The sequence below is a fragment of the Gemmobacter sp. 24YEA27 genome, from assembly GCF_030052995.1.
Taxonomy (GTDB): Bacteria; Pseudomonadota; Alphaproteobacteria; order Rhodobacterales; family Rhodobacteraceae; genus Pseudogemmobacter.
The window spans coordinates 2,394,377-2,418,443 of record NZ_JASJPW010000001.1 but is presented as its reverse complement, the minus strand read 5'-3'; the positions used below and the strand labels follow the sequence as shown (position 1 = coordinate 2,418,443).

The 24,067-nt window shown below is 62.7% G+C and carries 15 protein-coding genes, 1 tRNA gene and 4 pseudogenes; 6 read left to right on the top strand and 14 right to left on the bottom strand.

Annotated elements, in window-relative coordinates:
- Positions 1-29: 29 nt before the first annotated feature.
- The 5 genes and pseudogenes from glgX to QNO18_RS12035 form a co-directional block, all read right to left on the bottom strand.
- Positions 30-2,093, bottom strand: a complete 2,064-nt coding sequence (gene glgX / locus QNO18_RS12055; protein WP_283177847.1) for a glycogen debranching protein GlgX — start codon at positions 2,091-2,093, stop codon at positions 30-32.
- Positions 2,090-3,559, bottom strand: a complete 1,470-nt coding sequence (glgA, locus tag QNO18_RS12050) for a glycogen synthase GlgA (RefSeq protein WP_283177846.1) — start codon at positions 3,557-3,559, stop codon at positions 2,090-2,092. The genes glgX and glgA overlap by 4 nt, the downstream gene beginning before the upstream one ends.
- 55 nt (positions 3,560-3,614) lie before the next feature.
- Entirely contained in the window at positions 3,615-4,883 is a 1,269-nt protein-coding gene (glgC, locus tag QNO18_RS12045) for a glucose-1-phosphate adenylyltransferase (RefSeq protein ID WP_283177845.1), read from the bottom strand.
- Positions 4,884-4,923: 40 nt separating this feature from the next.
- Positions 4,924-7,106: pseudogene (gene glgB / locus QNO18_RS12040) on the bottom strand (1,4-alpha-glucan branching protein GlgB).
- Positions 7,107-7,130: 24 nt separating this feature from the next.
- A complete protein-coding gene (locus QNO18_RS12035; RefSeq protein ID WP_283177844.1) occupies positions 7,131-9,536 on the bottom strand; it encodes a glycogen/starch/alpha-glucan phosphorylase in 2,406 nt (801 codons plus the stop codon).
- A gap of 207 nt (positions 9,537-9,743) precedes the next feature.
- On the opposite strand from QNO18_RS12035, the gene QNO18_RS12030 reads away from it, so the two are divergent.
- Positions 9,744-10,178, top strand: coding sequence for an Rrf2 family transcriptional regulator (locus QNO18_RS12030; RefSeq protein WP_283177843.1), 435 nt, complete (start codon positions 9,744-9,746; stop codon positions 10,176-10,178).
- A gap of 36 nt (positions 10,179-10,214) precedes the next feature.
- On the opposite strand, the gene QNO18_RS12025 is transcribed toward QNO18_RS12030, so the two are convergent.
- The 3 genes from QNO18_RS12025 to QNO18_RS12015 all read right to left on the bottom strand — a co-directional run bounded on the left by QNO18_RS12025 (position 10,215) and on the right by QNO18_RS12015 (position 11,343).
- Positions 10,215-10,601: a TfoX/Sxy family protein gene (locus QNO18_RS12025; RefSeq protein ID WP_283177842.1), complete on the bottom strand. Its 387-nt coding sequence runs from the start codon at positions 10,599-10,601 to the stop codon at positions 10,215-10,217.
- Between the two features lie 207 nt (positions 10,602-10,808).
- A complete protein-coding gene (locus tag QNO18_RS12020; RefSeq protein WP_283177841.1) occupies positions 10,809-10,937 on the bottom strand; it encodes a hypothetical protein in 129 nt (42 codons plus the stop codon).
- Between the two features lie 214 nt (positions 10,938-11,151).
- Complete coding sequence (locus tag QNO18_RS12015; protein WP_283177840.1) at positions 11,152-11,343, bottom strand: cation transporter; 192 nt, start codon at positions 11,341-11,343, stop codon at positions 11,152-11,154.
- Positions 11,344-11,512: 169 nt separating this feature from the next.
- On the opposite strand from QNO18_RS12015, the gene QNO18_RS12010 reads away from it, so the two are divergent.
- A complete protein-coding gene (locus QNO18_RS12010) occupies positions 11,513-13,924 on the top strand; it encodes a heavy metal translocating P-type ATPase (protein ID WP_283177839.1) in 2,412 nt (803 codons plus the stop codon).
- Entirely contained in the window at positions 13,921-14,334 is a 414-nt protein-coding gene (gene cueR / locus QNO18_RS12005; protein WP_283177838.1) for a Cu(I)-responsive transcriptional regulator, read from the top strand. Before QNO18_RS12010 ends, cueR begins: the two co-directional genes overlap by 4 nt.
- Before the next feature lie 102 nt (positions 14,335-14,436).
- Here cueR and ndk read toward each other — a convergent pair whose 3' ends face one another.
- The 4 genes and pseudogenes from ndk to QNO18_RS11985 form a co-directional block, all read right to left on the bottom strand.
- Positions 14,437-14,859 carry a nucleoside-diphosphate kinase gene (ndk, locus tag QNO18_RS12000; RefSeq protein WP_283177837.1) on the bottom strand — a complete coding sequence of 141 codons (423 nt, stop codon included), beginning with the start codon at positions 14,857-14,859 and terminating at the stop codon, positions 14,437-14,439.
- 87 nt (positions 14,860-14,946) lie between these two features.
- Positions 14,947-15,174, bottom strand: coding sequence for a hypothetical protein (locus tag QNO18_RS11995; RefSeq protein ID WP_283177836.1), 228 nt, complete (start codon positions 15,172-15,174; stop codon positions 14,947-14,949).
- A 339-nt stretch (positions 15,175-15,513) separates the two neighbouring features.
- The gene (locus tag QNO18_RS11990) at positions 15,514-15,975 is read right to left on the bottom strand and encodes a cytochrome c-type biogenesis protein (protein WP_283177835.1); all 462 of its coding nucleotides are present in this window, start codon (positions 15,973-15,975) and stop codon (positions 15,514-15,516) included.
- Positions 15,972-18,094 (bottom strand): annotated as a pseudogene (locus tag QNO18_RS11985) (heme lyase CcmF/NrfE family subunit). Before QNO18_RS11985 ends, QNO18_RS11990 begins: the two are co-directional and overlap by 4 nt.
- A 149-nt stretch (positions 18,095-18,243) precedes the next feature.
- Here QNO18_RS11985 and rocF point away from each other — a divergent pair.
- Positions 18,244-19,166 (top strand): annotated as a pseudogene (rocF, locus tag QNO18_RS11980) (arginase).
- 1,400 nt (positions 19,167-20,566) lie between these two features.
- The gene (locus QNO18_RS11975; protein ID WP_283177834.1) at positions 20,567-20,977 is read left to right on the top strand and encodes a hypothetical protein; all 411 of its coding nucleotides are present in this window, start codon (positions 20,567-20,569) and stop codon (positions 20,975-20,977) included.
- A gap of 510 nt (positions 20,978-21,487) precedes the next feature.
- Here the strand turns inward: QNO18_RS11975 and QNO18_RS11970 are convergent.
- Positions 21,488-22,257: pseudogene (locus QNO18_RS11970) on the bottom strand (IS5 family transposase).
- A gap of 606 nt (positions 22,258-22,863) precedes the next feature.
- Positions 22,864-22,950 (bottom strand) — tRNA-Leu (locus tag QNO18_RS11965).
- A 324-nt stretch (positions 22,951-23,274) separates the two neighbouring features.
- On the opposite strand from QNO18_RS11965, the gene lipB reads away from it, so the two are divergent.
- Positions 23,275-23,952: a lipoyl(octanoyl) transferase LipB gene (gene lipB / locus QNO18_RS11960; protein WP_283177833.1), complete on the top strand. Its 678-nt coding sequence runs from the start codon at positions 23,275-23,277 to the stop codon at positions 23,950-23,952.
- The last annotated feature ends 115 nt before the right edge of the window (positions 23,953-24,067 follow it).

Below are 24,067 nucleotides of genomic sequence, written 5' to 3'. Positions count from 1 at the left end.
CGTTCTCTCCTCGGGGAATACGGGCGCTTTCAGACGGAAGAGCCTGGAATCATTACCAGAACCGCATTCGCCGGCACCGTATCCGGTACCGCACCAGCTGTAAGATCCGGGCGCGTGGTGTCAAGCACCAGCTGCCAGCCCTGCTGCGTTTCGGGCAATCTCAGCGGCAAGGTCCCGCCCGGGTTGAAGACCAGAAAAAGCGGCCCGGAACCCGGCTCTCCACCCTCCGCTGTCATGCGCAACTCAAGGCAAAGACAGAGAAATTCGGGATCCTGCCAATCCCCGGCCGACGGCTCCTGCCCATCGGCACGGCGCCAGATCACGTCGCGAAACCCATCGGCGCGGATCTTGCCATGGAGGAAGCGATGCTGGCGCAGTTCGGGATGCGCGCGGCGCAGTGCGGCGAAGCGACTGACAAAGGCGGTCAGCGCCTGATCCGCCTTGCTCCAGTCTGCCCAGGTGATGGCATTGTCCTGGGCATAGGCGTTGTTATTGCCGCCCTGGCTATGACCGATCTCATCGCCCATCAGCCACATCGGAACGCCTTGCGACAGGAACAGCGTCGCCAGAAGGTTGCGTTTGCGCAAATCCCGCGCGGCCCGGATCACCGGGTCATTACTCGGCCCCTCGACACCCAAATTGTCGGAATGGTTGTCGGAATGGCCGTCGCGATTGCCCTCGCCATTGGCCTCATTGTGTTTTTCACTATAACTGACAAGGTCTTGCAGCGTGAAGCCATCATGGCTTGTGAGGAAATTGACCGAAGCCGTTGCCTGCCTTGCTGAATGATCGAACACCCCCGCCGATCCCAGCAGCGCACCGGCCAGGTCGGCGGCCCGCCCAGGCTCGCCGCGCCAGAAGCGGCGCACCCCGTCGCGGTAGCGGTCATTCCATTCGCTGAAGGGCGGCGGAAAGCCCCCCAGCTGATAGCCTCCGGGCCCGATATCCCATGGCTCTGCGATCAGCCGAACCTTTGACAAAACCGGATCCTGGCGCAGCGCATCCAGAAAACCCGCACCAGGATCAAAGCCCCCCGGCTCGCGCGCCAGCACGGTTGCAAGGTCAAAGCGGAACCCGTCGACCAGCCCGGTCTCGACCCAGTAGCGCAAGCTGTCCATCACCAGCCGCAACACCATCGGATGCGTCAGATCGAGCGTGTTCCCGGTCCCTGCGTCATTGGCATAATGGCGTCCGCCCGCGAGCCGGTAAAAGCTCGCATTGTCGAGACCGCGCAGCGACAGATGCGGGCCATGCTCGTCGCTTTCCGCCGAATGGTTATAGACGACATCGAGGATCACTCCGATCCCGGCACGGTGCAGATGGGTGACCATCTCGCGCCAGGCCTCCATCCCCCCCGGGCCGGTATAACGCGGCTCGGGCACAAACCAGTTCAGCGTGTTATAGCCCCAGTAATTGCGCAGCCCTTTCGCGACCAGGAACCGCTCATCAGCGATGGCATGGACGGGCAGGAATTCGACATCTGTCACACCCGCGCGGCTCAGATGGCCGATCACCATGTCAGAGGCGAACCCCCCGCAGGTGCCGCGCAGCGCCTCGTCCACACCCGGATGCAGCATGGTCGCGCCACGCAGATGCGCCTCGCAGATGACGCTGTCGGCCAGACTGTGACCGGGCCGGGGATGATCCGCCACCGGCAGCGGCGCGGTCACCACCGATTTCGGGATGAACGCCGCGCTGTCGCGGGTGTCAAAACTGAGATCCCCCGCCGGATCGCCGGTCACATAGCCGAACACCGCATCATCCCATTGGAAACGGCCATGCAGCCCCCGCGCCCAGGGGTCGATCAGCAGTTTATTGGGGTTAAAGCGATGCCCTTCCTCCGGCGCCCAGGGACCATGGACGCGAAAGCCATAAAGCGCACCCTCGCCCAGCCCCTCGATATGGAGATGCCAGATATCACCATTGCGTTCGACAAAGGGCAGACGCGCGATTTCGCGGCTGCCGTCAGGCGAGAACAAACAGAGGTCAATCGCCGTCGCATTGGCGGAAAAGGTCGCGAAATTGACCCCGGTTGCGGTCAGGCTTGCCCCCATCGGAAAGGGCTGCCCGGCGCCAGTGACGAAGTCCGTCACCGCAGCATCCCCTCATAAAGCGCGGCATAGGCGCTCGCAGATCCGGCCCAGCCGTTTTCCTGACCCATCGCGTTGCGACGCAGTTGGGCCCAGGTTTTCTGATCCGCATATAGCGCGTTCAGCCGCCGGAGGGCCTGGGTCAGCGCCAGCACATCGGTCGGCCAGAAGGTGATGCCGGTCGCCACGCCCGCATTCAGCGCCGCAGGCGAGGCAGGGATCACGGTATCGGCCAGCCCACCCACCGCGGCCACGACCGGGATCGTGCCATAGCGCAGCCCATACATCTGCGTCAGCCCGCAAGGCTCGAACCGGGAGGGCACCAGAACTGCGTCGCCGCCCTGAAACATCCGGTGCGACAGGGCCTCGTCATAACCGATCCTGACCGACACCCGGCCCGGCCAGCGCGCCGCAAGCGAGAGCATCTGCGCCTCCGCTTCGGCATCGCCCGAGCCAAGCACCGCAAGCCCGCCGCCGCCTTCGATGAAATCCGGCAAGGCGGCCGGCAGCAGATCGACCCCCTTCTGATCGGTCAGCCGCGAGACCAGCACCGCAAGCGGCCCGGGCACCGAAAGCCCGAATTCGGCCTGCAACGCCGCCCGTGCCTTTGCCTTACCGGACAGGGATGTCGCCGAATAGGCGTTCACGGCTTCGGCCTCCGGCGACCAGATTTCGGTATCGATCCCGTTTAAGATCCCCGAGACCACGGCGCTGCGGGCCGCCAGCACGCCTTGCAATCCCAGCCCGAATTCCGGCCGCATCAGCTCGGCCGCGTAATTTGGCGAGACCGTCGTGATCCGGTCTGCCGTGATCAGCCCTGCCTTCAGCAAGGACAGGCCGCCGTAATATTCCAGCGCATCGGCATGGAACTCCGCCGCCGGCAGCCGCAATTCGCCCAGAAGACGCGCCGGTGCATGGCCCTGAAAGGCGATATTATGCACCGTGATCACCGAGGCGCAGCCGCCCGATCCGTGATAGGCCAGATAGGCCGGCGCAAGCCCCGCCTGCCAGTCATGGGCGTGCAGGACATCCGGCTTCCAGGCCTTGCCACGGGCCAGATGAACCCCCTCGCGCGCCACCCGCGCCGCCATAAAAGACAAAGTCGCAAAGCGTTGCGGATTATCGCCCCAGTCACCGCCCGGGCCATGGTAAGGCCCGCCTTCGCGGTCAAAAAGATGCGGCGCATCCAGTAAGAACAGCGAAAGCCCGCCCGCCTCACCGGCAAAAACCCGGGCCTCGCCGCCAAAAAGCGCCTCTTCGCGCATCACCTCGCGAAAGCCGTTGCCTTTGGCCAAAAGCCCGCGCAACGCCCGATAGGCCGGCAACATCACCCGCATGTCCCAGCCCGCAGGAGCAAGCGCCTCCGGCAGCGCCCCCACCACATCGGCAAGCCCGCCGGTTTTGACCAGAGGCACCGCCTCCGACGCCACTGACAAAACCCGACCGCCCATCTGTGGTTTCCTTTTCATCTGTCCTTAAATATCCTACGGGGGTCCGGGGGTGTGAAACCCCCGGCTCCACCGCTCACATCCCGCGCGCGCGCCGGTCAAGCATCTCTTGCGTCACCAGGACCACACCGCCTTCACTGCGGCGGAACCAGCGCGCGTCCTCCTCGGGATCATGCCCCACAATCAACCCCTCCGGGATCATCACCCCGGAATCAATCACGCAATTTCTGAGTTCCGCCTTCCTGCCGATATCCACCCTCGGAAGTGCAACCACATGTTCCAGCACCGAAAAACTATGCGCCCGGCAACCGGTGAACAGCAATGAATTCCTGACCTCAGACCCCGAGACGATGCAATCCCCTGAAACCAGCGACGAGATAGCCTGACCGCGCCGCCCATCCTCGTCATGGATGAATTTCGCCGGCGGCACGATCTCGGCATAGGTCCAGATCGGCCAGTCGCGGTCATAAAGATCCAGCTTGGGCACGAATTCGGTCAGGTCGATATTGGCCTGCCAATAGGCATCCAGCGTGCCGACATCGCGCCAGTAAGGCTCATCTTCGATGCCGGTCGTCACACAGCTGTCGGCAAAGCGATGCGCGATGGCTTTGCCGCCCCTGACAATCGCCGGGATCAGATCATTGCCGAAATCATGGCTGGAATTACTGTCGACCACATCGCGCATCAAAAGATCGCGCAGGAAGGTCCAGTCGAAAACATAGATCCCCATTGAGGCAAGCGCATGTGCCTCATCCCCGGGGATCCCCGGCGGATCGGCGGGCTTTTCCAGAAAATCGGTGATCCGCATCTGACCATCAACCGCCATCACGCCAAAGGCCGAGGCCTCTTCGCGCGGCACGGTCAGACAGCCAATCGTCACATCGGCACCGGTATCGACATGCTGTTGCAGCATGATCTCGTAATCCATTTTGTAGATGTGATCCCCGGCAAGGATCACCACATACTGCACATTATAGCTGTCGATGATGTCGATATTCTGCGCCACCGCATCGGCGGTGCCGCGATACCAGTTCACCTCATCCATCCGCTGGCTGGCAGGAAGAACGTCAAGATATTCATTGCGCTCGGCGCGGAAAAAACTCCAGCCGCGCTGGACATGCCGGATCAGGCTATGGGCCTTGTATTGGGTGGCAATCGCCATTTTGCGGATGCCGGAATTCAGCGCATTCGACAGCGCGAAATCGATAATCCGCTGCTTGCCGCCAAAATAGACCGCCGGTTTCGCCCGCCGGTCGGTCAGCTCTTTCAGCCGCGACCCCCGCCCCCCTGCAAGCACGAAAGCCATGGCCTGGGCCGACAGTCTCTTGTTCACTCTTGGCTTCATATTCCCCTCCCCGGAAATCGCGGTTTGTCAGACCGGGCCGTTACGCGATCACTCGTTCCAAAAACACAGATGACAGTGGCGGCAGGGTCACCATGGCCGAAACCGGTTCGCCCTGAGCCGGGATTTCCTCAGTGACCACACCGCCGAGATTGCCGCGATCCTGGCCGCCATAGGCCGCCGCATCACTGTTGAGCCTTTCGCGCCAGAAGCCGTCGCCAGGCAGGCCCAGCCTGATCTGGCGCCCGACCGGGGTCATGTTACAGACGACCACGACCGGCGCATCCCCGGCATCACCAAAGCGGGCCCAGGCAAAGACCGATGCCTCCGCCTCATCAGCCAAAAGCCAGCGGAACCCCTCGGGCCGCGTGTCATGCCGGTAAAGCGCCGGCGCATCGCGATAGAGGAGGTTCAGGTCGCGCAACCAAAGCTGCACGCCGCGATGGGCCGGGATCGCCTCCTGATCCCAGTCAAGGCCACGATCATGGTTCCATTCGCGGCCTTGCGCAAAATCCTGGCCCATGAACAACAGTTTTTTGCCCGGATGCCCCCACATGAATCCGTAAAATGCCCTGAGATTGGCGAACTGTTGTTCACCTTCCCCCGGCATCTTGCCGATCATCGAACCTTTGCCATGCACCACCTCGTCATGGCTGATCGGCAGCACGAAATTTTCGCTGAAGGCATAGGATGACGCAAAGGTCATCTTAGTGTGGTTATATTGCCGGTAAACCGGGTCGAGCTGCATGTAATCCAGGCTGTCATTCATCCAGCCCATGTTCCATTTGAAGCCGAACCCCAGACCGCCCTGATCCACAGCCCGCGACACGCCGGGAAAGCTGGTCGATTCCTCGGCGGAGGTCATTGCCCAGGGGCAATGGGCATAGACGGCGGAGTTCATGGCGCGCAGCATCGCAATGGCCTCATAATTCTCGCGCCCGCCATCCTTGTTCGGGACCCACTGCCCGGCCTCGCGCGAATAGTCGCGATAGAGCATCGAGGCCACGGCATCGACCCGCAGCCCGTCGGCGCCGTAGACCTCCAGCCAGTAAAGCGCGTTCGAGATCAGGTAGTTAGAGACCTCGGCCCTTCCGTAATTATAGATCAGCGTGTTCCAGTCCTGGTGAAAGCCTTCCATCGGGTCCTGGTGTTCATAAAGTGCGGTGCCGTCGAACTGGCCCAACCCATGAGGATCGGTCGGGAAATGGCCGGGCACCCAGTCGAGGATCACTCCGATGCCGCGCCGATGCGCGGCGGCGATGAAAGCGCGGAATTCGTCGGGCGTGCCATGGCGCACGGTTGGCGCGAAAAGCCCGATCGGCTGATAGCCCCAGGATCCGTCGAACGGATATTCGGAAACCGGCAAAAGCTCGATATGGGTATAGCCCATCCACTCGACATAACCGAGCAACTGTTCGGAAAGTTCCGCCCAGGACAGGATCCGACCGCCCTCTGCCCGTCGCCATGAGGCTGCATGAACCTCATAGATCGAAATCGGCGCATCGACGGAATTCCGCTTTGCCCGGATCTCAGGCCAGGCGCCCTCTTCATGCGCGCCCGGCAGGCGCCGCAAGACGCTGGCATTCGCCGGCGGATGTTCAGAGCCAAACCCTACCGGGTCGGATTTCAGCGGCAGGATCTGGCCGTCCTGGCCCCGGATCTCGTATTTATAGCTCTCGCGCTCCTTCAGGCCGGGGATGAAAATCTCCCAGATGCCGGTCTGGCCGCGCTGCCGCATCACATGCCGGCGGCCGTCCCAGGTGTTGAAGGCGCCCACAACCGAGACCCGTTCGGCCGAGGGCGCCCAGACTGCGAAATGCGCGCCCTCAACGCCCTCATGGGGATCAGATGACCGCCAAGCGCCTGCCAGAGCCGCTGATGGCTGCCTTCGCCCAGGAGATATTCGTCAATCTCGCCCAGAACCGGCCCGAAGGCATAGGGGTCGTCATATTCCCAGAACCAGCCCGCACCCTCGGCCCGCAGGCGATAACCCGACCAGCCCGGCAAGTCGCAGGTGAAGACCCCTGGAACGCCAGGCCAGGCTTTGGCCCGATACTCGCCCCCCGGTGTCACCACGATCAGACGCGCTGCATCGGGCATGAACGCGGTGAGGACCCAGCGGCCCGCATAATCATGCAGCCCGAGAACGGAAAAAGGATCGCCGTGACGGCCCTCGGCTATCGCACGGGCATCCACATCATCGGGCAATCCGGCCTCTGTTCCCATCGCTGGGCCTTCCCTTCAACCGGCTTACAATGCCGAAGTCACATTCCACACATCTTTCATGTAGCCACGGATTGTCCGGTCTGACGAGAAGAATCCACTGCGTGCCGTATTTAAGGCAGCCATGCGGGTCCAGCGCTCCGGGTCAGCAAAGGCCGCATCCACCCGGGATTGCGCCGCGTGATAAGAGGCGAAATCCGACGAGACGAGGAAATAGTCATGATGCCAGACGCCATGGACAATACCGTGATAGCGGTCGGGCTGATCGGGCGAGAAACGCCCCTCTGCGATCATCTGCAGCGCGTCCTGCAATTCCTGGCTTGCCTCGATGGCGCGGCGTTCATGGTCCGCCTCTTTGCGCCGTTCGATCACCTCTTCGGCGGTCAGGCCGAAGAGGAAGAAGTTCTCAGCGCCCACCTCCTGCAATATCTCGACATTGGCACCGTCCAGCGTGCCGATGGTCGGCGCGCCGTTCATCATGAATTTCATATTACCGGTGCCAGAGGCCTCTTTGCCGGCGGTCGAGATCTGTTCCGACAGATCAGCCGCGGGTACCAGCCATTCCGCCATCGAGACATTGTAATTCGGCGGATAGACCACTTTCAGAAGATCACCGGTTTTTGGATCATTATTAATGACTTCTGCGGCGTCATTGATAAGCCGGATGATCTCTTTCGCCACCGCATAGCCGGGCGCGGCCTTGCCGCCGAAGATCTTGACCCGCGGCACGGGATTGGCGATCTGCCCGGTCCGGAGCTTGTTCCAATGCGCGATGGTTTCCAGGATGTTCAGCAGTTGTCGCTTATATTCATGGATCCGCTTCACCTGGACATCGAACATCGCATCCGGCGAGACTTTGATCCCGTAAGCCTCGCCGATCCGGTTCGAGACGCGGATCTTGTTCTCACGCTTCGCGGCATGGAAAGCCTCGCGGAACCCGGCGTCTTCGACATGCGGCTCAAGGCCTTTCAGCCGGTCGAGATCATCCTCCCAGCCCTCGCCGATGGTGTCGGTGATCAGGCCGGCCAGCGGGCGGTTGCACATCTTCAGCCAACGGCGCGGCGTTACACCATTGGTTTCATTGATGATCCGCCCCGGATGCAACATGTTCAGCTCGGGGAAGAGGTTCTTTTTCACCAGTTCCGAATGCAGCGCCGATACCCCGTTCACCTTATGCGAGGTGATGAAAGCCAGCTCTCCCATCCGGACTTCGTGGTGCTTCACAATGCCAATATAATGCGGCGGATTATAGGTCTCGCGGTGCCAGGTATCGATACGTTCGACAATCTGCATATGGCGCGGCAGCACATTTCCGAAGGTGAATGTCGCCCAGCGTTCCAGCGCTTCGGGGAGCAGCGTGTGGTTTGTATAGCCAAGGCAGCCTTGCGCCGTTTCCAGCGCATCGGCGAACTCCATCCCGTGCTCGTCGGTCAAAAGCCGGATCAGCTCTGGCCCCGCAATCGCGGGATGGGTGTCATTCATCTGGATCGCCACATGTTTCGGCAGATCGCGCAGATTGCTGTTTGCAGTAAGGAAGCGGCGGATGATGTCCTGGAGCGCGGCAGAGGTCAGCAGGAATTCCTGCTTCAGCCTGAGTTCCTTGCCCTGATAGGTGGTGTCATCGGGGTAAAGCACGCGCGAAAGCGTGCGCGCCAGGGCCTCGGGCTCGGCGGCGGCGGCGTAATCACCGCGATTGAACCGTTCCAGGTCAAATTGCGTGGTCGGTTTCGCCGCCCAAAGGCGCAGCGTATTGGCCCATTTGCCCTGCCAGCCGATCACCGGCGTATCATGCGCCTCGGCCAGAACCGTCTCACCGGGGATCCAGACCTGTTTGCCGTCTTTCCTGGTGATCTCGCCCTTGAATCCGATCAGATAGGCGCTTTCGGGGCGCGGGAATTCCCAGGGATGGGCCTGGCTCAGCCAGTCTTCCGGCGTCTCGACCTGGCGCCCCCCCTCGAACAGCTGGCGGAAAAGACCGTGTTCATAGCGGATGCCATAGCCGTCAGCCGGGCAGCCCACTGTCGCCATCGATTCCATGAAACATGCCGCAAGCCGCCCGAGCCCGCCATTCCCAAGCGCCGCATCTGGCTCGTTCCCGATCAGGGCGCGCAGATCCATCCCCACCGCCGCCATCGCCTGATCGGCCTTGTCATAAAGCCCTAGATTGGTGATCGCATCTTCCAGCAGCCGCCCGATCAGAAACTCCATCGACAGGTAGCAGACACGCTTATGCCCTGTGGCCCAGGTCTTGCGGGTCGATCTGAACCAGGGCTCAACGATCCGGTCCCTGACCGCATAGGACAGCGCCATCCGCCAGTCATAAAGGCTCGCATTGGCCCCATCTTTGCCCAGGGTGAATGTCAGATGCCGCAAAATGTCGGTCGAGAGGTCGCCGGGCAGAAGCTCGCTGAAAGAATGGCTGGAGTCGGTCACCTGGGAACACCTGTCTCGCTAACGGTTACGGCCCATATGAACAGGCGGCGCAGTTCAAGCGCAATGCTGCATCTGCATATTGAGCCAGTTCGCTCCGGCTCCGGCGCGGAAAAATGCCTCTGAAAAAGGCATATCTGATCTATGTCATGGCGCGATCCGGGTCCAGGCCCGGAAAACATGGGTATTCGTCATCCAGGAGACCCGGGAATGCATGTGACCACGCGTACGAGCCTCGCTATGAAGACCCTGATGTTTTGTGCCGTGAACCCCGGCCGGATTGTCCGGCGAACCGAGATAGCCCAGGCCTGCAATGCCTCGGAGAACCATCTCGCCCAGGTCATTTATCTGCTGGCGCAACAAGGGTTCCTGAAAACCATTCGGGGGCGTTCGGGCGGTCTGACCCTGGCGCGCCCGCCCGAAGAGGTCACGGTCGGCGACGTGTTTCGCAAATTCGAACGCGTACTGGCCTTCAGCGATTGCATTGGTCCGCAAAAGGGCGACTGCCCGCTGGCCGGAACCTGCCGATTGACCTGTGTGCTCAACGCGGCGCTGGATGCGTTTTACGCAAAGCTCGATGCCACGCGGCTCAGTGATCTTGTGGATGGCAATGACGCCCTCGCCCGCCAGTTGCGCGTCGCCTGAAGCAACACGGCCCAAGCACGGCGCAAGGGGCTTCGCTCAGCCCGCTTTGGAGACCACGCCGATTTCGCGCAGCGCCTGATCCAGCGCAAGATTCCGACCGCTGTCGGAATTGCGCGTCTCTTTGCAGACCGCATCAAACCGTTTGCGCAGCGCCTTTTTCTCATCGCCCTTGCAATCATTCCAGGGCCGCCCCTGCATGCCCATCACGATGACATAATAGCCGATGAAATGCGGTTTGCTGCCTGAAAGCAGAAGGCGACGATAGCCTTCATCCGCCCCAAGCGCCCGCAATTCGCTGGCGCTGTGAATCCCGGCGCGCGCGAAAGCGGCCTCGGTCGCCGGCCCAAGATTAGGAATCGACGAGACGGCGTCCCCGACGGCGCCCTGTTCAGGACCGGACTGTTCAGGCTCTGGCTGTGTCATGGTGCAAGTTTCGCAGCCCCGACGGCGGGCTGCAAGCCCCGCCTCTGATCCCGGCCAGGCTCAAACCGCTCTGCCCGAACCGCGCGCCCGGAATACACGCGGTGGCAACGCATCAATAAAACGCAAAAAGGCCGGCCCCCGGGGCCGACCCTGAACTCTGTTCCGGCGTTCCGACCAAAGGTCATCCCACCGAGCATCCGGATGGGGTCAGATCGAGGCCCAGTCCGTGAATATCGTTTTCCCGCCCTGCTGCTGCGGGCTGCTGCCCTGCTGCTGCTGCTGCTGGGGTGCGGGGGATTGGCTTCCACCCTGCTGAGGTTGTTGTTTCGTCGCCATTCTACTGCTCCACGAGGTACAAAGCAGCGAGGCTGCTCTGATGCCTCATTTGCGCTTTCGCGAAACACGATACAAGTGGGTGATTCGGCACCAATCCCTCGTAAATGTTCACATGTGCGGCATTCGCAACAGTCAGCGCGCCGAAAGTGGGCGAAATGCCGCGAATGCTCGCGGCTGGTACATCCTTAATGGCGCCAACCGGGTCAGACCGGCCTCAGGCGAGCACTGTCGCCGGAAAGCCCGCCTCATCCAGCGCCGCCACCGCCGCACCGGCATCCGCGCCCGCAACCGTCACCTCGCGCAGGGCCAGATCAACCACAACGCTTTGCGCAATCGGCTTCAGCGCAGCCTCCACCGAGGCTTTGCAATGGCCGCAATTCATAACGGGAACCGAAAGTCTGATCATGGGGATCTCCTGTCTTTCACGGTGATATGCGCCTTCCGGCAGGGGTAAGGTCAAGCCCCGGGATGGCACAAACCGGCCATGCAAAAGCCGCATGACATTTTCCTGGCCAGGGGCCTTGACCTTCCTGTGACAGGAAGCCCCATATGTCTTACCCGAAAGGGATCAATCCATGACCAGTACTCTGACACCCCCGCGCCATACCGAAGCCGACGCGACCCGTCTCGCGCGCCTGCAGCTCGAGGGCATGACCTGCGCCTCCTGTACAGGCCGGGTCGAGCGCGCGCTGAAAGCCGTGCCTGGCGTCGAAGAGGCCAGCGCCAATTTCGCCACCGGCGAGGCGCAGGTGCGCTATCACGCCCCGGCCGATCCGGAGGCCCTTGCCGCAAGCGTCGCGAAAATCGGCTATCCGGTCAAACCTGTGACGGTCGAGCTTTCGGTCGAGGGCATGACCTGCGCCTCCTGCACCGGCCGTGTAGAGCGGGTGCTGAAGGCGCAGCCTGGCGTGATCTCGGCCACAGCCAATCTGGCGACACGGCGCGCGACGGTCGCGCTTTGGCAGGCAACCGACCCGGCAACCCTTGCGCGCGCAGTCACGAAATCGGGCTATAAGACAGTTCCGCTGGAAACGGCGGCCCCGGCGGATCCGGGACGGGACGAACGGATCCTGTGGCGCGATACGCTGATTGCGGTGGGGCTCACCCTGCCCGTCTTTGTGACCGAGATGGGCGGCCATATGATTCCGTCCTTCCATCACTGGCTGCATATGTCCTTTGGCACGACCTGGATCTGGCTGATGCAATTCGTGCTGGCGAGCCTTGTGCTGGCCTTCCCCGGCAGGCGGTTTTTCGTCAAAGGCATCCCGGCGCTGTTGCGGGCAGCCCCCGATATGAACAGCCTCGTGGCGCTTGGCACCCTGGCGGCCTGGTCCTATTCGGTGCTGGTTCTGGCCCTGCCCGGGCTGTTTCCCGAAAGCGCCCGCGCCGTTTATTTCGAAGCCGCCGCCGTGATCGTGGCGCTGATCCTTGCCGGGCGCGCGATGGAAGCGCGGGCGCGTGGTCGTGCCGGTGCCGCGATTGCCGGCCTGATCGGCCTGCAGCCCAAAACCGCGCGGCTTGAAGACGGGACCGATATTGCGGTCGCGGATCTCACCCCCGGGATGCGGGTTGCGCTGCGCGCCGGCGAACGGGTGCCGGTCGACGGGCGGGTGATCTCGGGCATGTCTGCCGTGGATGAAAGCATGCTCACCGGCGAGCCGCTGCCGGTGGCCAAAATGGCAGACGACCGTGTGACCGGCGGCACCGTCAACGGCAATGGTGCGCTGGTGATCGAGGTCTCAGCGGTGGGGGCAGATACGGTGCTGGCCCGCATCACCGCCATGGTCGAAGAAGCCCAGGGCTCGAAACTGCCGGTCGAGGCGCTGATCGACCGCGTGACCATGTGGTTCGTGCCGGCGGTGCTGGCGGTGGCCGCTGTGACGGTTGGGCTTTGGCTTGCGCTGACCGGCGATGTGGCCCGGGCGCTGGTGGCGGGCGTTTCGGTTCTGATCATCGCCTGCCCCTGTGCGATGGGCCTCGCAACCCCGGTTTCGATCCTGGTCGGCACGGGTCGTGCGGCACAGATGGGCGTGTTGTTCCGGCGTGGCGAGGCGCTGCAACGGCTTTCCGATCAAAGCCGGATCAGCTTTGACAAGACCGGGACGCTGACCGAAGGCCGCCCGCGTGTGGTCGGGATCGAGGGCGACGCGACCCTCCTGCCCCTCGCGGCGGCGGTCGAGCGCGGCTCGGAACATCCCCTGGCCAGTGCGATCCTCGCCGCCGCCGGGGCCGCCATTCCGGAAGCGCGCGACTTCTCCACCCGCCCCGGCTACGGCGCCGAGGCGCTTGTCGGGGACAGCCGCATCGCCGTCGGTGCCGCACGGATGTTCGACCATATACCCGAGGCGCTGTTGGCCAGTGCCGACGCGGCCGCCGCACGCGGCGAAAGCCTGGTCTTTGTCGCAAAAGACGGCGCGGTGGCCGGTCTGATCCGGGTGGCGGATCAGCTGAAACCCAGCTCGGCCCGCGCCATCGCAGCGCTGAAAGAGATGGGCGTGACGCCTGCGATGATCTCGGGCGATACCGAAGCGGCCGCGCGCCATGTCGCCGTCCGGCTCGGCATCGAAGAGGTCCATGCCGGCGTATTGCCGGAAGGCAAGCAAGCGATCGTCAGCCGGATCGGCGGCGCTTTTGTCGGCGACGGCATCAATGACGCGCCGGCGCTGGCGGCGGCCGGGGTCGGGATCTCGATGGGATCGGGCAGCGATGTGGCGATCGAGGCGGGCGATGTCGTGCTGATGCGGGGCGATCCGCTGGCGGTGGCCTCGGCGCTCCGGCTCAGCCGCGCGGTGATGAAGAATATCCGCGAGAACCTGATCTGGGCTTTCGGGTACAATACCGCGCTGATCCCGGTGGCGGCGGGGGTGCTGGTGCCCTTCGGCGGCCCGCAGCTTTCGCCGATGCTCGCGGCGGGGGCAATGGCTCTGTCGTCGGTCTTTGTTTTGACCAATGCGCTGCGGCTGCGCTTTGTGAGGGCTGTGGAATGAACATCAAAGACGTGGCCGCGCGCGCCGGCCTGCCCGCAAAAACCATCCGCTATTACGAGGAAATCGGCCTGATCCGCCCGCTTCGCGCCGCCAATGGCTATCGCGCGTTTCGCGAAAGCGACCTGCACAAGCTCGCCTTTCTCGGCCGCTCCCGCTCGCTTGGCTTCACCATCGAAGAATGCCGGGCGCTGATGGCGCTATATGAGGATCAGTCGCGGGCGAGCGCCGATGTGAAAGCGCTGGCGCAAAGCCATCTCGCGCAGATCGCGGCGAAAATCAAAGAGCTGAAGGCGATGCAGGCAACGCTTACAGACCTTGTCAGCGCCTGCGCCGGGGATCACCGGCCCGATTGTCCCATCCTCGCGGGCCTCGCCTCAGAGAGGCCAACCGGCAAAGACTGTGGCGCCTGAGCAAAAAAGGCGCGCCCCTGAACCAGAGGCGCGCTCAAATTCCTGAGCAGGAATTTGTGCCGAAATCTTAATTAAGATTTCGGCTCCTGTTCCACCGGCGGCTCAGCCGACCAGTTCAAGACCCGAGAAGAAGAAGGCGATCTCGCGGGCAGCCGATTCCGGGCTGTCCGAGCCGTGAACCGAGTTCTCGCCTTTCGACAGCGCGAATTCCTTGCGGATGGTGCCGTCAGCCGCAGCGGCCGGATCGGTTGCGCCCATCACTTCGCGGTTCTTCGCAATCGCGCCTTCGCCTTCCAGCACCTGCAGAACCACCGGCTCCGAGATCATGAAGGAGACGAGTTCGCCGTAGAAGGGGCGCTCTTTGTGCTCGCCGTAGAATTCGCCAGCCTGGGCGGCGGTCAGCTGCACGCGCTTCGACGCGACGACGCGCAGGCCGGCCTCTTCGAATTTCGCGACGATCTTGCCGGTGAGGTTGCGTTTGGTGGCATCGGGTTTGATGATCGAGAAGGTGCGCTCAAGGGCCATGGGGCTCTCCAAATTCTGGGGGGCCATAGGTGCGGCCCGTGTGTGGGCGCGCTGCTAGCATGGGAATGTATCAAAGGAAAGTGGGGCTCATGCTCCGGTAAAGCGCGCCGGGCGTTTTTCCTGAAACGCCGCCACCCCGTCGCGGACATCCGCGCTCTGGCCCGGATTGCCCTGCAGCCGCGTCTTGTCCTCCGGCACCGCCGAAAGATCAGGCAGGAAACTAGCCCGGATGCCTGTTTCGCGGAATGGCAGGCTCAGGTCAGGCGGTTGGCGAGATGTGCCGCCTGCGCCGCCGCGTAGCCCCGACACCGGCATCCGGCACCGCCTCCCCGATCATGCCCCGGTTACCCGACTGGCGCGCGGTGATCCTTTCAGCGCAAAGCGCCGTTCTTATCGCAGGAGCAGGCCCGCTATGACACGGCAGCCAATGGGTGGCACAGGTAAAAGCGCGTCGATGGTTCTGCGCAGAAGCGGCAAGATGACACGGGCCTCATCCGCCTCATCTTCGATGGAAGAAGTCACCCGGGGTAGATTGAGCATGAGTGTCGCTCGCCGCTTCAGATAATGCGACTGCTCGAAGGAGCACCTTTGCGGCAATCTGCGAGGCGCGCAAGCCGAAGTCAGGGCCAGGCAAAAAGCGAGCGGGACGCCGCGTCAGTCCTTCAGAATCTCGGCCAGACGCGCCTCTTCTTCGGCGCTCAGCGGCGCTGGCGGACCGGGCGGCGCAGCCTGGCGGTGGCGGCGCGTCAGCCAGATCCCGCCCCCCGCAGCCAGCAGCGCCACCGGCCCCGACAGCCACAGAACCCAGTTCCAGCCTGAGGCGCGCGGCTTGAACAGCACGAATTCGCCATAGCGCTCCACCACGAAGTCGATGACCTCGTCATTGCTGTCGCCCGCCAGCAGGCGTTCGCGGATGATCAGCCGCAGATCGCGGCTGATCGGCGCCGTGGAATCGTCAATGGTCTCGCCCTGGCAGACCGGGCAGCGGATCTCGCGACTGATCATGCGGGCCCGGGTTTCAAGGCCCGGATCCTGGAGGATCTCATCAGGCTGTACTGCCAGAACCGGCCCTGCCACGAGCAACAGCGCCGCGATAAAAAACGCCTTAAGCCTCATTCCGCTGGCACCTTTGCGGCTTTGGGCGCAGCCTTTGCCCCGCTTGCAGCCACCCGGTAACGCCGGTCGGTCAGGCTGATCAGACCGCCAAATGCCATCATCAGGCACCCGCCCCAAAGCCAGTTGGCAAAGGGCTCGATATAGGCGCGGACTGCCCAGCCACCGCCCTCCTGCGGGTCGCCGATCACCAGGTAGATATCGCGCAACCAGCCATAATCTATCCCGGCTTCGGTCGTCGGCATCCCCTGCACCGGATAGGCCCGTTTTTCCGGGTAAAGCACCACAACCCGCGCGCCCCCCCTCGTCACCACCATCTCGGCCATGGTCGAGATGTAATTCGGGCCGCGCACCTCGCGCACATCTGCCAGCTGCACATCATAAGGGCCAAGGCGGAAGCTCTCGCCTTCTTTGACGATGCTGATCTCCTCGACCTTCCAGGCCAGCATGGCCGAGACAGCGAATACCGTGACCCCCATTCCGGCATGGGCCACCACCTTGCCCCATTCGGCGCGGGGAAGCCGCAGCAGGCGGCCAAGCCGGTCACCGCCGCGCCCGCTGCGCCCCCAAAGGTCGGTCAGCGCACCAAAGACCACCCAGGAGCCCAGCATCACGCCCAAAGGCCCGAGCGCCGAGCGCCCGGTCTGCACCGCCCAGACGAGCCCCAGCACCGCCAGCGCCAGCATCAGAAGCGGGAGCCGCGCCCGAAACCACGCGGGGATCTGTTTCCAGACAGTGGCAAGCCCCGCGCCCGCCCCCACCAGCGCCACAGCCGCGATCATCCCCTGGCCCGCCAGCAGGGCAAGCGAGAGCACCGCGACCCCGGCCGCCGCCAGCGCCGCCGGCCCAAGATCGGCCATGACCCGGCCGGGATCGCCCCGCTTCCAGGCCAGCATGGCGCCAAAGGGCAGGATCAGCGCCAGTGCCACAAAGAACGGCGTGAATGCGGCATTGAAGAACGGCTCGCCCACCGACATCACGCGGCCCAGCACCAGTTCGGCGAATAGCGGCCACATGGTGCCGACAAAGACCACGAAAGCCGCCACCGCGAGCAGGATATTATTCGCCACCAGCGCGCTTTCGCGCGAGACGAGACCGAATATCCCCTTCGCCTCCATCGTGCCCGCGCGCGCGGCGAACAGCACCAGGCCGCCGCCGGTGAAAAAGCCAAGAATCGCAAGGATGAACACGCCGCGCTCGGGGTCCGAGGCAAAGCTGTGCACACTGGTGATCACACCGGAGCGCACGATGAAAGTGCCGATCAGCGAGAAGCCGAAGGCGAGGATCGCCAGAAGAATGGTCCAGGCTTTCAGGCTCTCGCGTTTTTCGACCACGATGGCGGAATGCAACAGCGCGGCGGCGAGGAGCCAGGGCATGAAACTGGCATTCTCGACCGGATCCCAGAACCAGAACCCGCCCCAGCCAAGCTCGTAATAGGCCCACCAGGACCCGAGCGCGATGCCAATGGTCAGGAAGATCCAGGCGGCAAGCGTCCAGGGCCGCACCCACCGCGCCCAGGCCGCATCGACCCTGCCCCCGATCAGCGCCGCAATGGCAAAGCTGAAAGACATCGAAAGCCCGACATAGCCGAGATAGAGAAACGGCGGATGGAAGGCGAGGCCGGGATCCTGGAGCAACGGGTTCAGATCGCGCCCGTCCATCGGCGCCTCGACCATCCTGAGAAACGGGTTCGAGGTCAGGATCATGAAGGCAAGAAACGCCACCCCGATCGAGCCCTGGACCCCGATGACACGGGCACGCAGCCGCTCGGGCAGTCCGGCGCCAAACCAGGCCGCAGAGGCCCCGAACAGCGCGAGGATCAGTGTCCACAAAAGCAGCGAGCCCTCATGATTCCCCCAGGTGCCCGAGACCTTGTAAAGCATCGGCTTCAGCGAATGCGAATTCGACACCACCAGCGCCACCGAGAAATCCGAGGTGACAAAGGCGTGGATCAGCACCGCAAAGGCAAAGCCGACCAGGGCGAATTGCACCACCGCCGCAGGCCCGGCCAGCGCCATGAGCATATGATTGCCCCGATGCGCCCCCAAAGCGGCAGAATGGTCTGTATCAGCGCCACCATCAGCGCCAGGATCAGGGCAAAATGCCCCAGCTCGATCAACATCTGGCTGTCTCCCTATCACGGGTATCTTAGCTGTCCCTGCGCGCGTCTCCAATGCCTGGTTGTACCACCTTACTGCGCTTATCGGTCGCGCCCTGGCTGGAATGACGCCGCAGGAGGTGCCAGGATGGCGCAAACTCACCGGAGGCCCCATGACCCGCATCATTCTTATCGGAGCCCCGGTCGATTCGGGCCAACGCCGGCCGGGTTGCCTGATGGGCCCCCCGGCTTACCGTGTGGCGGGGCTCGCGCGCGCGATTGCCTTGGAGGGCCATGAGGTCGAAGATCGCGGCGATGTCACGGCGACGCCCCTGGCGGCGGTGCCCTGTGCCAATCCTGCCGTGGATCAGATGACCGAGACCGTCGGCTGGACCATGGCGCTGAAGGTCGCCGTGGAAGACGCGCTGAAGGATGGCGGCCTTCCGGTGATCATGGGGGCGATCATTCCCTGGCGCTTGGCTCGGTCGCCGGAGCGGCCGCCTGGGCCGCAGCGCAGGCGCGACCGCTCTTCCTCCTCTGGCTGGATGCACATTCGGATTTCCACACGCCGCTGACCACAACCAGCGGCAATCTGCATGGCACACCGCTGGCCTATATCAACGGGCGCGATGGCTTTGATGGCTTCCCGCCCTTCCCCGCGCCAGTGCCCGCCGAGCGGATCTGCATGTTCGGCATCCGCTCGGTCGATCAGGCGGAACATGCGGCGATGCAGGAGCGCGCCATTCAGATCAACGATATGCGGGTGATCGACGAGCGCGGCATCGTGGCGCCCCTGCGGGAATTCCTCGACCATGTGCGCGCTGTGAACGGAATGCTGCATGTCAGCCTCGATGTCGACTTCCTCGACCCCGCCATCGCGCCGGCTGTCGGCACGACCGTGCCCGGCGGCACCACCTTCCGCGAGGCGCATCTGGTGATGGAGCTGTTGCATGAATCGGCGCTGGTGACCTCGCTTGATCTCGTGGAACTGAACCCTTTCCTCGATGATCGCGGCATGACCACGCGGCTGATGGTGGATCTGGTCGGCTCGCTGATGGGCAGGAAAGTGTTCGACAGACCTACGCGCAACAAGTGAGCTGAGCCGCAATGGGGGCCTGCCCCAGTCCTCGCTTTGCGAGGAATCCGCCGGGATATTTAACGACAGAAAATGGGAAAATCTTACTTTGTGTCGATAAATATTCCCGAAAGAGAGAGCAGAAGATTGCACGTAATGATTTGAGATAACTTGACTATTATCCAGGAACACTACTTGCTCAGCTGCAGGTTTATGCGTCAGCTGAAACACAAGAATTCAGAGACGAACAAGCGGGTGTTGCAAGGTTCACTGCGGTGCGATCTTGATAACCCCCTGTTTCGTCGACGCCATTTTCTTTGATTTCAGGCAAGGAAGCCCTGACAGGCACACCAATCTCACTGTCGGGTTCAGGCGTGATGCGGTCGCTCAGATTACCCAGTTGGGCTATCCAGTCGGCGAAGTGTCGGATCGGTTTGTGAACTCCCCACCGTAAACCGAAGGCTGACACAGGCTTTGATCCGCGATCTGCCGATCTTCGACGGAAAGGAGATCAGGGATGTCTGAACGCAGGCAGCACGCATCTGAGTACAGGGCGAACGTCGCGCTCACTGCTCTGAAAGGCGAGGAGACCGCGGCCGAACTGGCGACCGGTCGGGGGTGCATCAGACGATGATCCATCAACAGATCGAGCCCTTGTCCGCAATTGGCCTGAAAACATTGGCGAGGGGCACTGCCCGAAGCTGGGTATGGGAGCCTGAAGCACCCGGATCTGTCCATGGGCCAGCAGGGCAAGCTGCGGTCGATCGCGCGCAGTTTTCTTTTACTCGCCCAGGTGTGAAACCGGGCACAACCTCAAACTGATACGCCAGATCGGCAGCCAGTTCCCGCAGACCCCGATTCTCGGGATTCGCAGAGTGACCCGGCACCTGCGCAACGACACCCCGCCCGTCAACGAAAGCCGGATACGCCGGCTGAGGCGCTTTCTGTGGCTTATGCCGATCTCATCTGGAAACCCACCACCATCAGGCCAGCGAAGGGCCACAAGAGCTATCCATATCCGCCAGGAGAACTGCAGGTCGATCGCCCGATACCTGCGTCTGGTGCTCGGACAACACCTGCCTGGCCATGCGGCGTGGGCGTCCTCTGCCCCGTGGCGATCAGAGACTGGCACAACCGCAATGTGCTGTCCTCGCGGATCCCGAAGATCGGGCCATGTTCCGCCACCGGTTCGGGGACCATGGCGAAGGAAGTCCGACTTCTGTATCGAAGCGCCGAACGCGGCGATACCCAAGTTCGGCCCGCCCGGGATCATGACTATGAAGCAGGGTCGCGCCAAAGGCTCAAACGACCATGAAACGGCAAGGGCCCAGCAGATCGCGGTCATGGCCCTGATAGAAGATCATGCGCGGCAATCAGATGCGTCTCGGCGTCGACGGCGCGTCTGGACGTTATGATCGACCATGCCGCCGTTGCAGGCACCGCTCGCCGGCATGCGGGCATCGGGGTCGGTCAGGAGCATCAGCCAGCGCCTGTTCCCTCGCCTGCGGATGCTGGATGTGGTGCGGCACGCAGCCATACCGCATGACCAGTTGCGCAATTTTCGCGGCCCGGAGCTCGCTGTCCGCCCGCCGGTCAACCCAAACCATCTCTGCGATATCGCGTTAGATGTCGGCCACCAGATCGGCGATGCGGCTGGCGATCTTTCCTTTCTGAAGTTGCGATCATGGGAGTTCACAGCGCGGAACTTCCTGCCGTCGATGGCAACGCAGGCGCCCTTCAGCAGAAAGCTTCGGCGGCACAGCTGCACGGACCGAGCGCGGGTGCGGCGGATGCCGGGGCTGGTGTCGCGGCGAAAATCGGCGATCCCTTAAGGTCAGGAGCGAGCCGGGGTGTCATCCACGTCAAATCCCCGTTGGCTCTCCAGCCTGCAGCTGGGCGCAATACGTTTCCGCCAGCCATATTTGATCAGCACGAGACTTGCGGCAGGATGGTTGCCGGCCGCCCCGTCAGCGCCGGTGCGGACCGCACACACCCCGGGCCCACCAGATCGGGTTCGTCAGTACAGAGAGCGACCAGCCGTACAAGGCGATCCTCATCGACCCGGTCCTCAAGCCGATCCGGGAAAAGGACCGCCGAGCCCAAGCGCAACGCCTTCGTTAAAACCCGACACGGCAATCCCGCTCAGCCACGCCGAATTCTTTCATAAAGCCGACTTTCCACACAGGTTCGGCTCTTTACCTCCCGTCTTCCGGCTGGTCCACCGCTTCACTATTGACCCGTCACTACGCTGGCCGAGTTAAGACCTGGGCGGATAACGCATCTGCGGCACCACATAATCCGGATGAAACCTCCTTAAATTAGGGTCAGGACTCGTTGTTGTTTCATAGCCAGAAGATGATGGTTGCGGCGAGGGCGATTGCCGAGAGGAACACCTTTGGGCACCTGTCATATCGCGTTGCGACCCGCCGCCAGTCCTTCAGTCTGCCGAACATGATCTCGATCCGATTTCGGCGCTTGTAGCGGCGTTTGTCATATTTGACGGGCTTGGCTCGGGATTTCCTGCCCGGGATGCACGGCTTTATCCCCTTGTCTTTTAAGGCCTCTCGGAACCAGTCTGCATCGTATCCACGGTCTGCAAGCAGCCAGTCAGCGGGTGGCAGGCCGCTCAGCAACGCGGCGGCCCCAGTGTAGTCACTGACCTGGCCTGCGGTCATGAAGAACCGGATCGGGCGTCCCGTCGTGTCAGCCACGGCGTGCAGTTTGCTGTTCATCCCGCCTTTGGTTCGACCGATTGCGCGCCCCCGTCTGTCGTCTGCGCCCCCTTTTTTATCCGCAGGCTGGAGGCCGTGCGGTGCGCCTTCAAATATGTGGCGTCGATCATCACCGTCGTCGGAACCGCCGCCTCTGCCGCCAGGCCATGCATCATGCGGGCGAACACACCCCGGTCGCTCCACCGCTTCCATCGGTTGTAGAGGGTTTTCGCAGGACCGTATTCCCTGGGTGCATCTCGCCACCGTAACCCATTGCGATTTATAAATATAATACCGCTCAAAACGCGACGATCATCGACACGCGGCTTTCCATGACTCTTCGGAAAAAACGGCTCAAGACGCGCCATCTGCGCATCCGTCAGCCAGTAAAGGTTGCTCATTCATCAGTCTCCTTGCGGAGCCTGAATCAGACTGAAACCCCAACATCAATGGGTCCTGACCCTAGCCTTAGCAACCCGTGACCAGACCACCACCCCTGTCCGCGACGCAAGACCATGCAGCGCGCCTTCTGCCTTGCGGCTGTCACCGGCCAAACGAACCGGCGAGCTGGCTTCACACCTTCCGGCATGCCCGAGATCGTCTGCCTGTGCTGAAAATTTCCGGGAAATGGTCGAGGCGATCTCAGCCCGGGCAGATCCGTAGAATCCCGACGCGGCATAGCGCAGCAAGGGATCCCTCAGATTGCCATGGCCAGGCTGTGTTCAATGCTCCTCGCGATTCAACAATGTATCGCGCGCGGCCCGCACTTTCGCAGCCTGTCCAAGTCGGAAAAACCGTGGACTGGTCACGCGCCCTGGGGGCAACTTCGCCCCTCTCGTTTCCTGAAGGTCGTTTTTTTTCAAGCAGGCTATTTCATCGCAGACGATTGCCATATGCAGGTGCATCCGAAAAACCTAGCGAAATGGCATAGCCGAAGAAGACCGGGAAACGAAAAAACCCCGGATTTCCCATAAACGGTGGGAAACCGGGGGTTCTTCAAACTGATCTGGTGCGGATGAAAAGACTCGAACTTTCACTCCGGTTAAGGAACAGCGACCTCAACGCTGCGCGTCTACCAATTCCGCCACATCCGCACTTTCAGATCAGCTGGCGGGTATTTAGCTTTACTATCGGACGAAGGAAAGGGGTAATTTCAACTTTCTCAGGCCTGAGATGAACTTTCTTCGCGCCGATACTTTTTCAGCCTTTCCGAAGGGTTATCTCAGGATCATGCCCCGGCCCGACGCCTTACCCCTGTCTTTGCCAGAACTGCCGTCTGTGCTGCGACCCGCTTGTTGCCTGCGCCACCTGGTTCATGGCAAAAGAGAGGTGTTGGGGCAGGCTGACTCCTGGCGTGCGCCCTGCCCGCCCGATGCGCGCCAACTGTCCCGTTTCTCAACCGCCAGAAGGCCCCTGTCGTGACCGAATGGACCCATATTCCCGGCCTTGCGCCCTATACCGAGACGCTTGCCCTGATGGAGGCGCGTGCCGGCGCCATTGCCGCCGGCGCAGCGGATGAGGCGGTCTGGCTGCTGGAACATCCGCCGCTCTATACTGCCGGCACTTCGGCGCGTCCGGTGGATCTGGTGCAACCCGACCGTTTTCCGGTCTTTGCGGCCGGGCGTGGCGGGCAATATACTTATCACGGGCCCGGCCAGCGGGTGATCTATACCATGCTCGATCTTAAGAAACGCGGCGGCCCGAATGGCGGCGATGTCCGCTGTTTCGTGCGCGCGCTGGAGCGTTGGGTGATTGACACGCTCGCGGAGTTTGGGGTGAAGGGCGAGATCCGCCCCGGCCGCGTCGGCGTCTGGGTCACGCGCCCCGACCGCCCGCCTGGCCCCGATGGCAGCCCGGCAGAGGATAAGATCGCGGCCATCGGCATCAAGATCCGGAGGGGGGTCAGCTTTCACGGCATCTCGATCAATGTCGAGCCGGATCTGTCGCATTTCACCGGCATCGTGCCCTGCGGCATCCAGGATCACGGGGTGACGAGCCTTGTCGATCTGGGACTGCCGGTCAGCCTGAACGACCTCGACGCGGCGCTGATGCGCCATTTCGAACCCGCCTTCGCCTTTGCATGTGCCACCGCCTGACCAGAGCCCGGATAGGCCTCGCGTTCTGCAAGGCGGCATGATGCGCGCTTAACCCATGCCAGCGTTTCGCCCCCTGGCCGGGAACAATCATCACCGGGTTATCAACTGCAATTCC

What these genes read in the sequence shown, in the direction of transcription:
- QNO18_RS11975 (WP_283177834.1), top strand. Translation starts at nt 20,567, where the DNA reads ATGCCGCCGTTGCAGGCACCGCTCGCCGGCATGCGGGCATCGGGGTCG.
- QNO18_RS12025 (WP_283177842.1), bottom strand. Translation starts at nt 10,601, where the DNA reads ATGACACAGCCAGAGCCTGAACAGTCCGGTCCTGAACAGGGCGCCGTC.
- QNO18_RS11990 (WP_283177835.1), bottom strand. Translation starts at nt 15,975, where the DNA reads ATGAGGCTTAAGGCGTTTTTTATCGCGGCGCTGTTGCTCGTGGCAGGG.
- QNO18_RS12030 (WP_283177843.1), top strand. Translation starts at nt 9,744, where the DNA reads ATGCATGTGACCACGCGTACGAGCCTCGCTATGAAGACCCTGATGTTT.
- glgA (WP_283177846.1), bottom strand. Translation starts at nt 3,559, where the DNA reads ATGAAAAGGAAACCACAGATGGGCGGTCGGGTTTTGTCAGTGGCGTCG.
- QNO18_RS12010 (WP_283177839.1), top strand. Translation starts at nt 11,513, where the DNA reads ATGACCAGTACTCTGACACCCCCGCGCCATACCGAAGCCGACGCGACC.
- ndk (WP_283177837.1), bottom strand. Translation starts at nt 14,859, where the DNA reads ATGGCCCTTGAGCGCACCTTCTCGATCATCAAACCCGATGCCACCAAA.
- QNO18_RS12015 (WP_283177840.1), bottom strand. Translation starts at nt 11,343, where the DNA reads ATGATCAGACTTTCGGTTCCCGTTATGAATTGCGGCCATTGCAAAGCC.
- QNO18_RS11995 (WP_283177836.1), bottom strand. Translation starts at nt 15,174, where the DNA reads ATGCCGGTGTCGGGGCTACGCGGCGGCGCAGGCGGCACATCTCGCCAA.
- QNO18_RS12020 (WP_283177841.1), bottom strand. Translation starts at nt 10,937, where the DNA reads ATGGCGACGAAACAACAACCTCAGCAGGGTGGAAGCCAATCCCCCGCA.
- glgC (WP_283177845.1), bottom strand. Translation starts at nt 4,883, where the DNA reads ATGAAGCCAAGAGTGAACAAGAGACTGTCGGCCCAGGCCATGGCTTTC.
- cueR (WP_283177838.1), top strand. Translation starts at nt 13,921, where the DNA reads ATGAACATCAAAGACGTGGCCGCGCGCGCCGGCCTGCCCGCAAAAACC.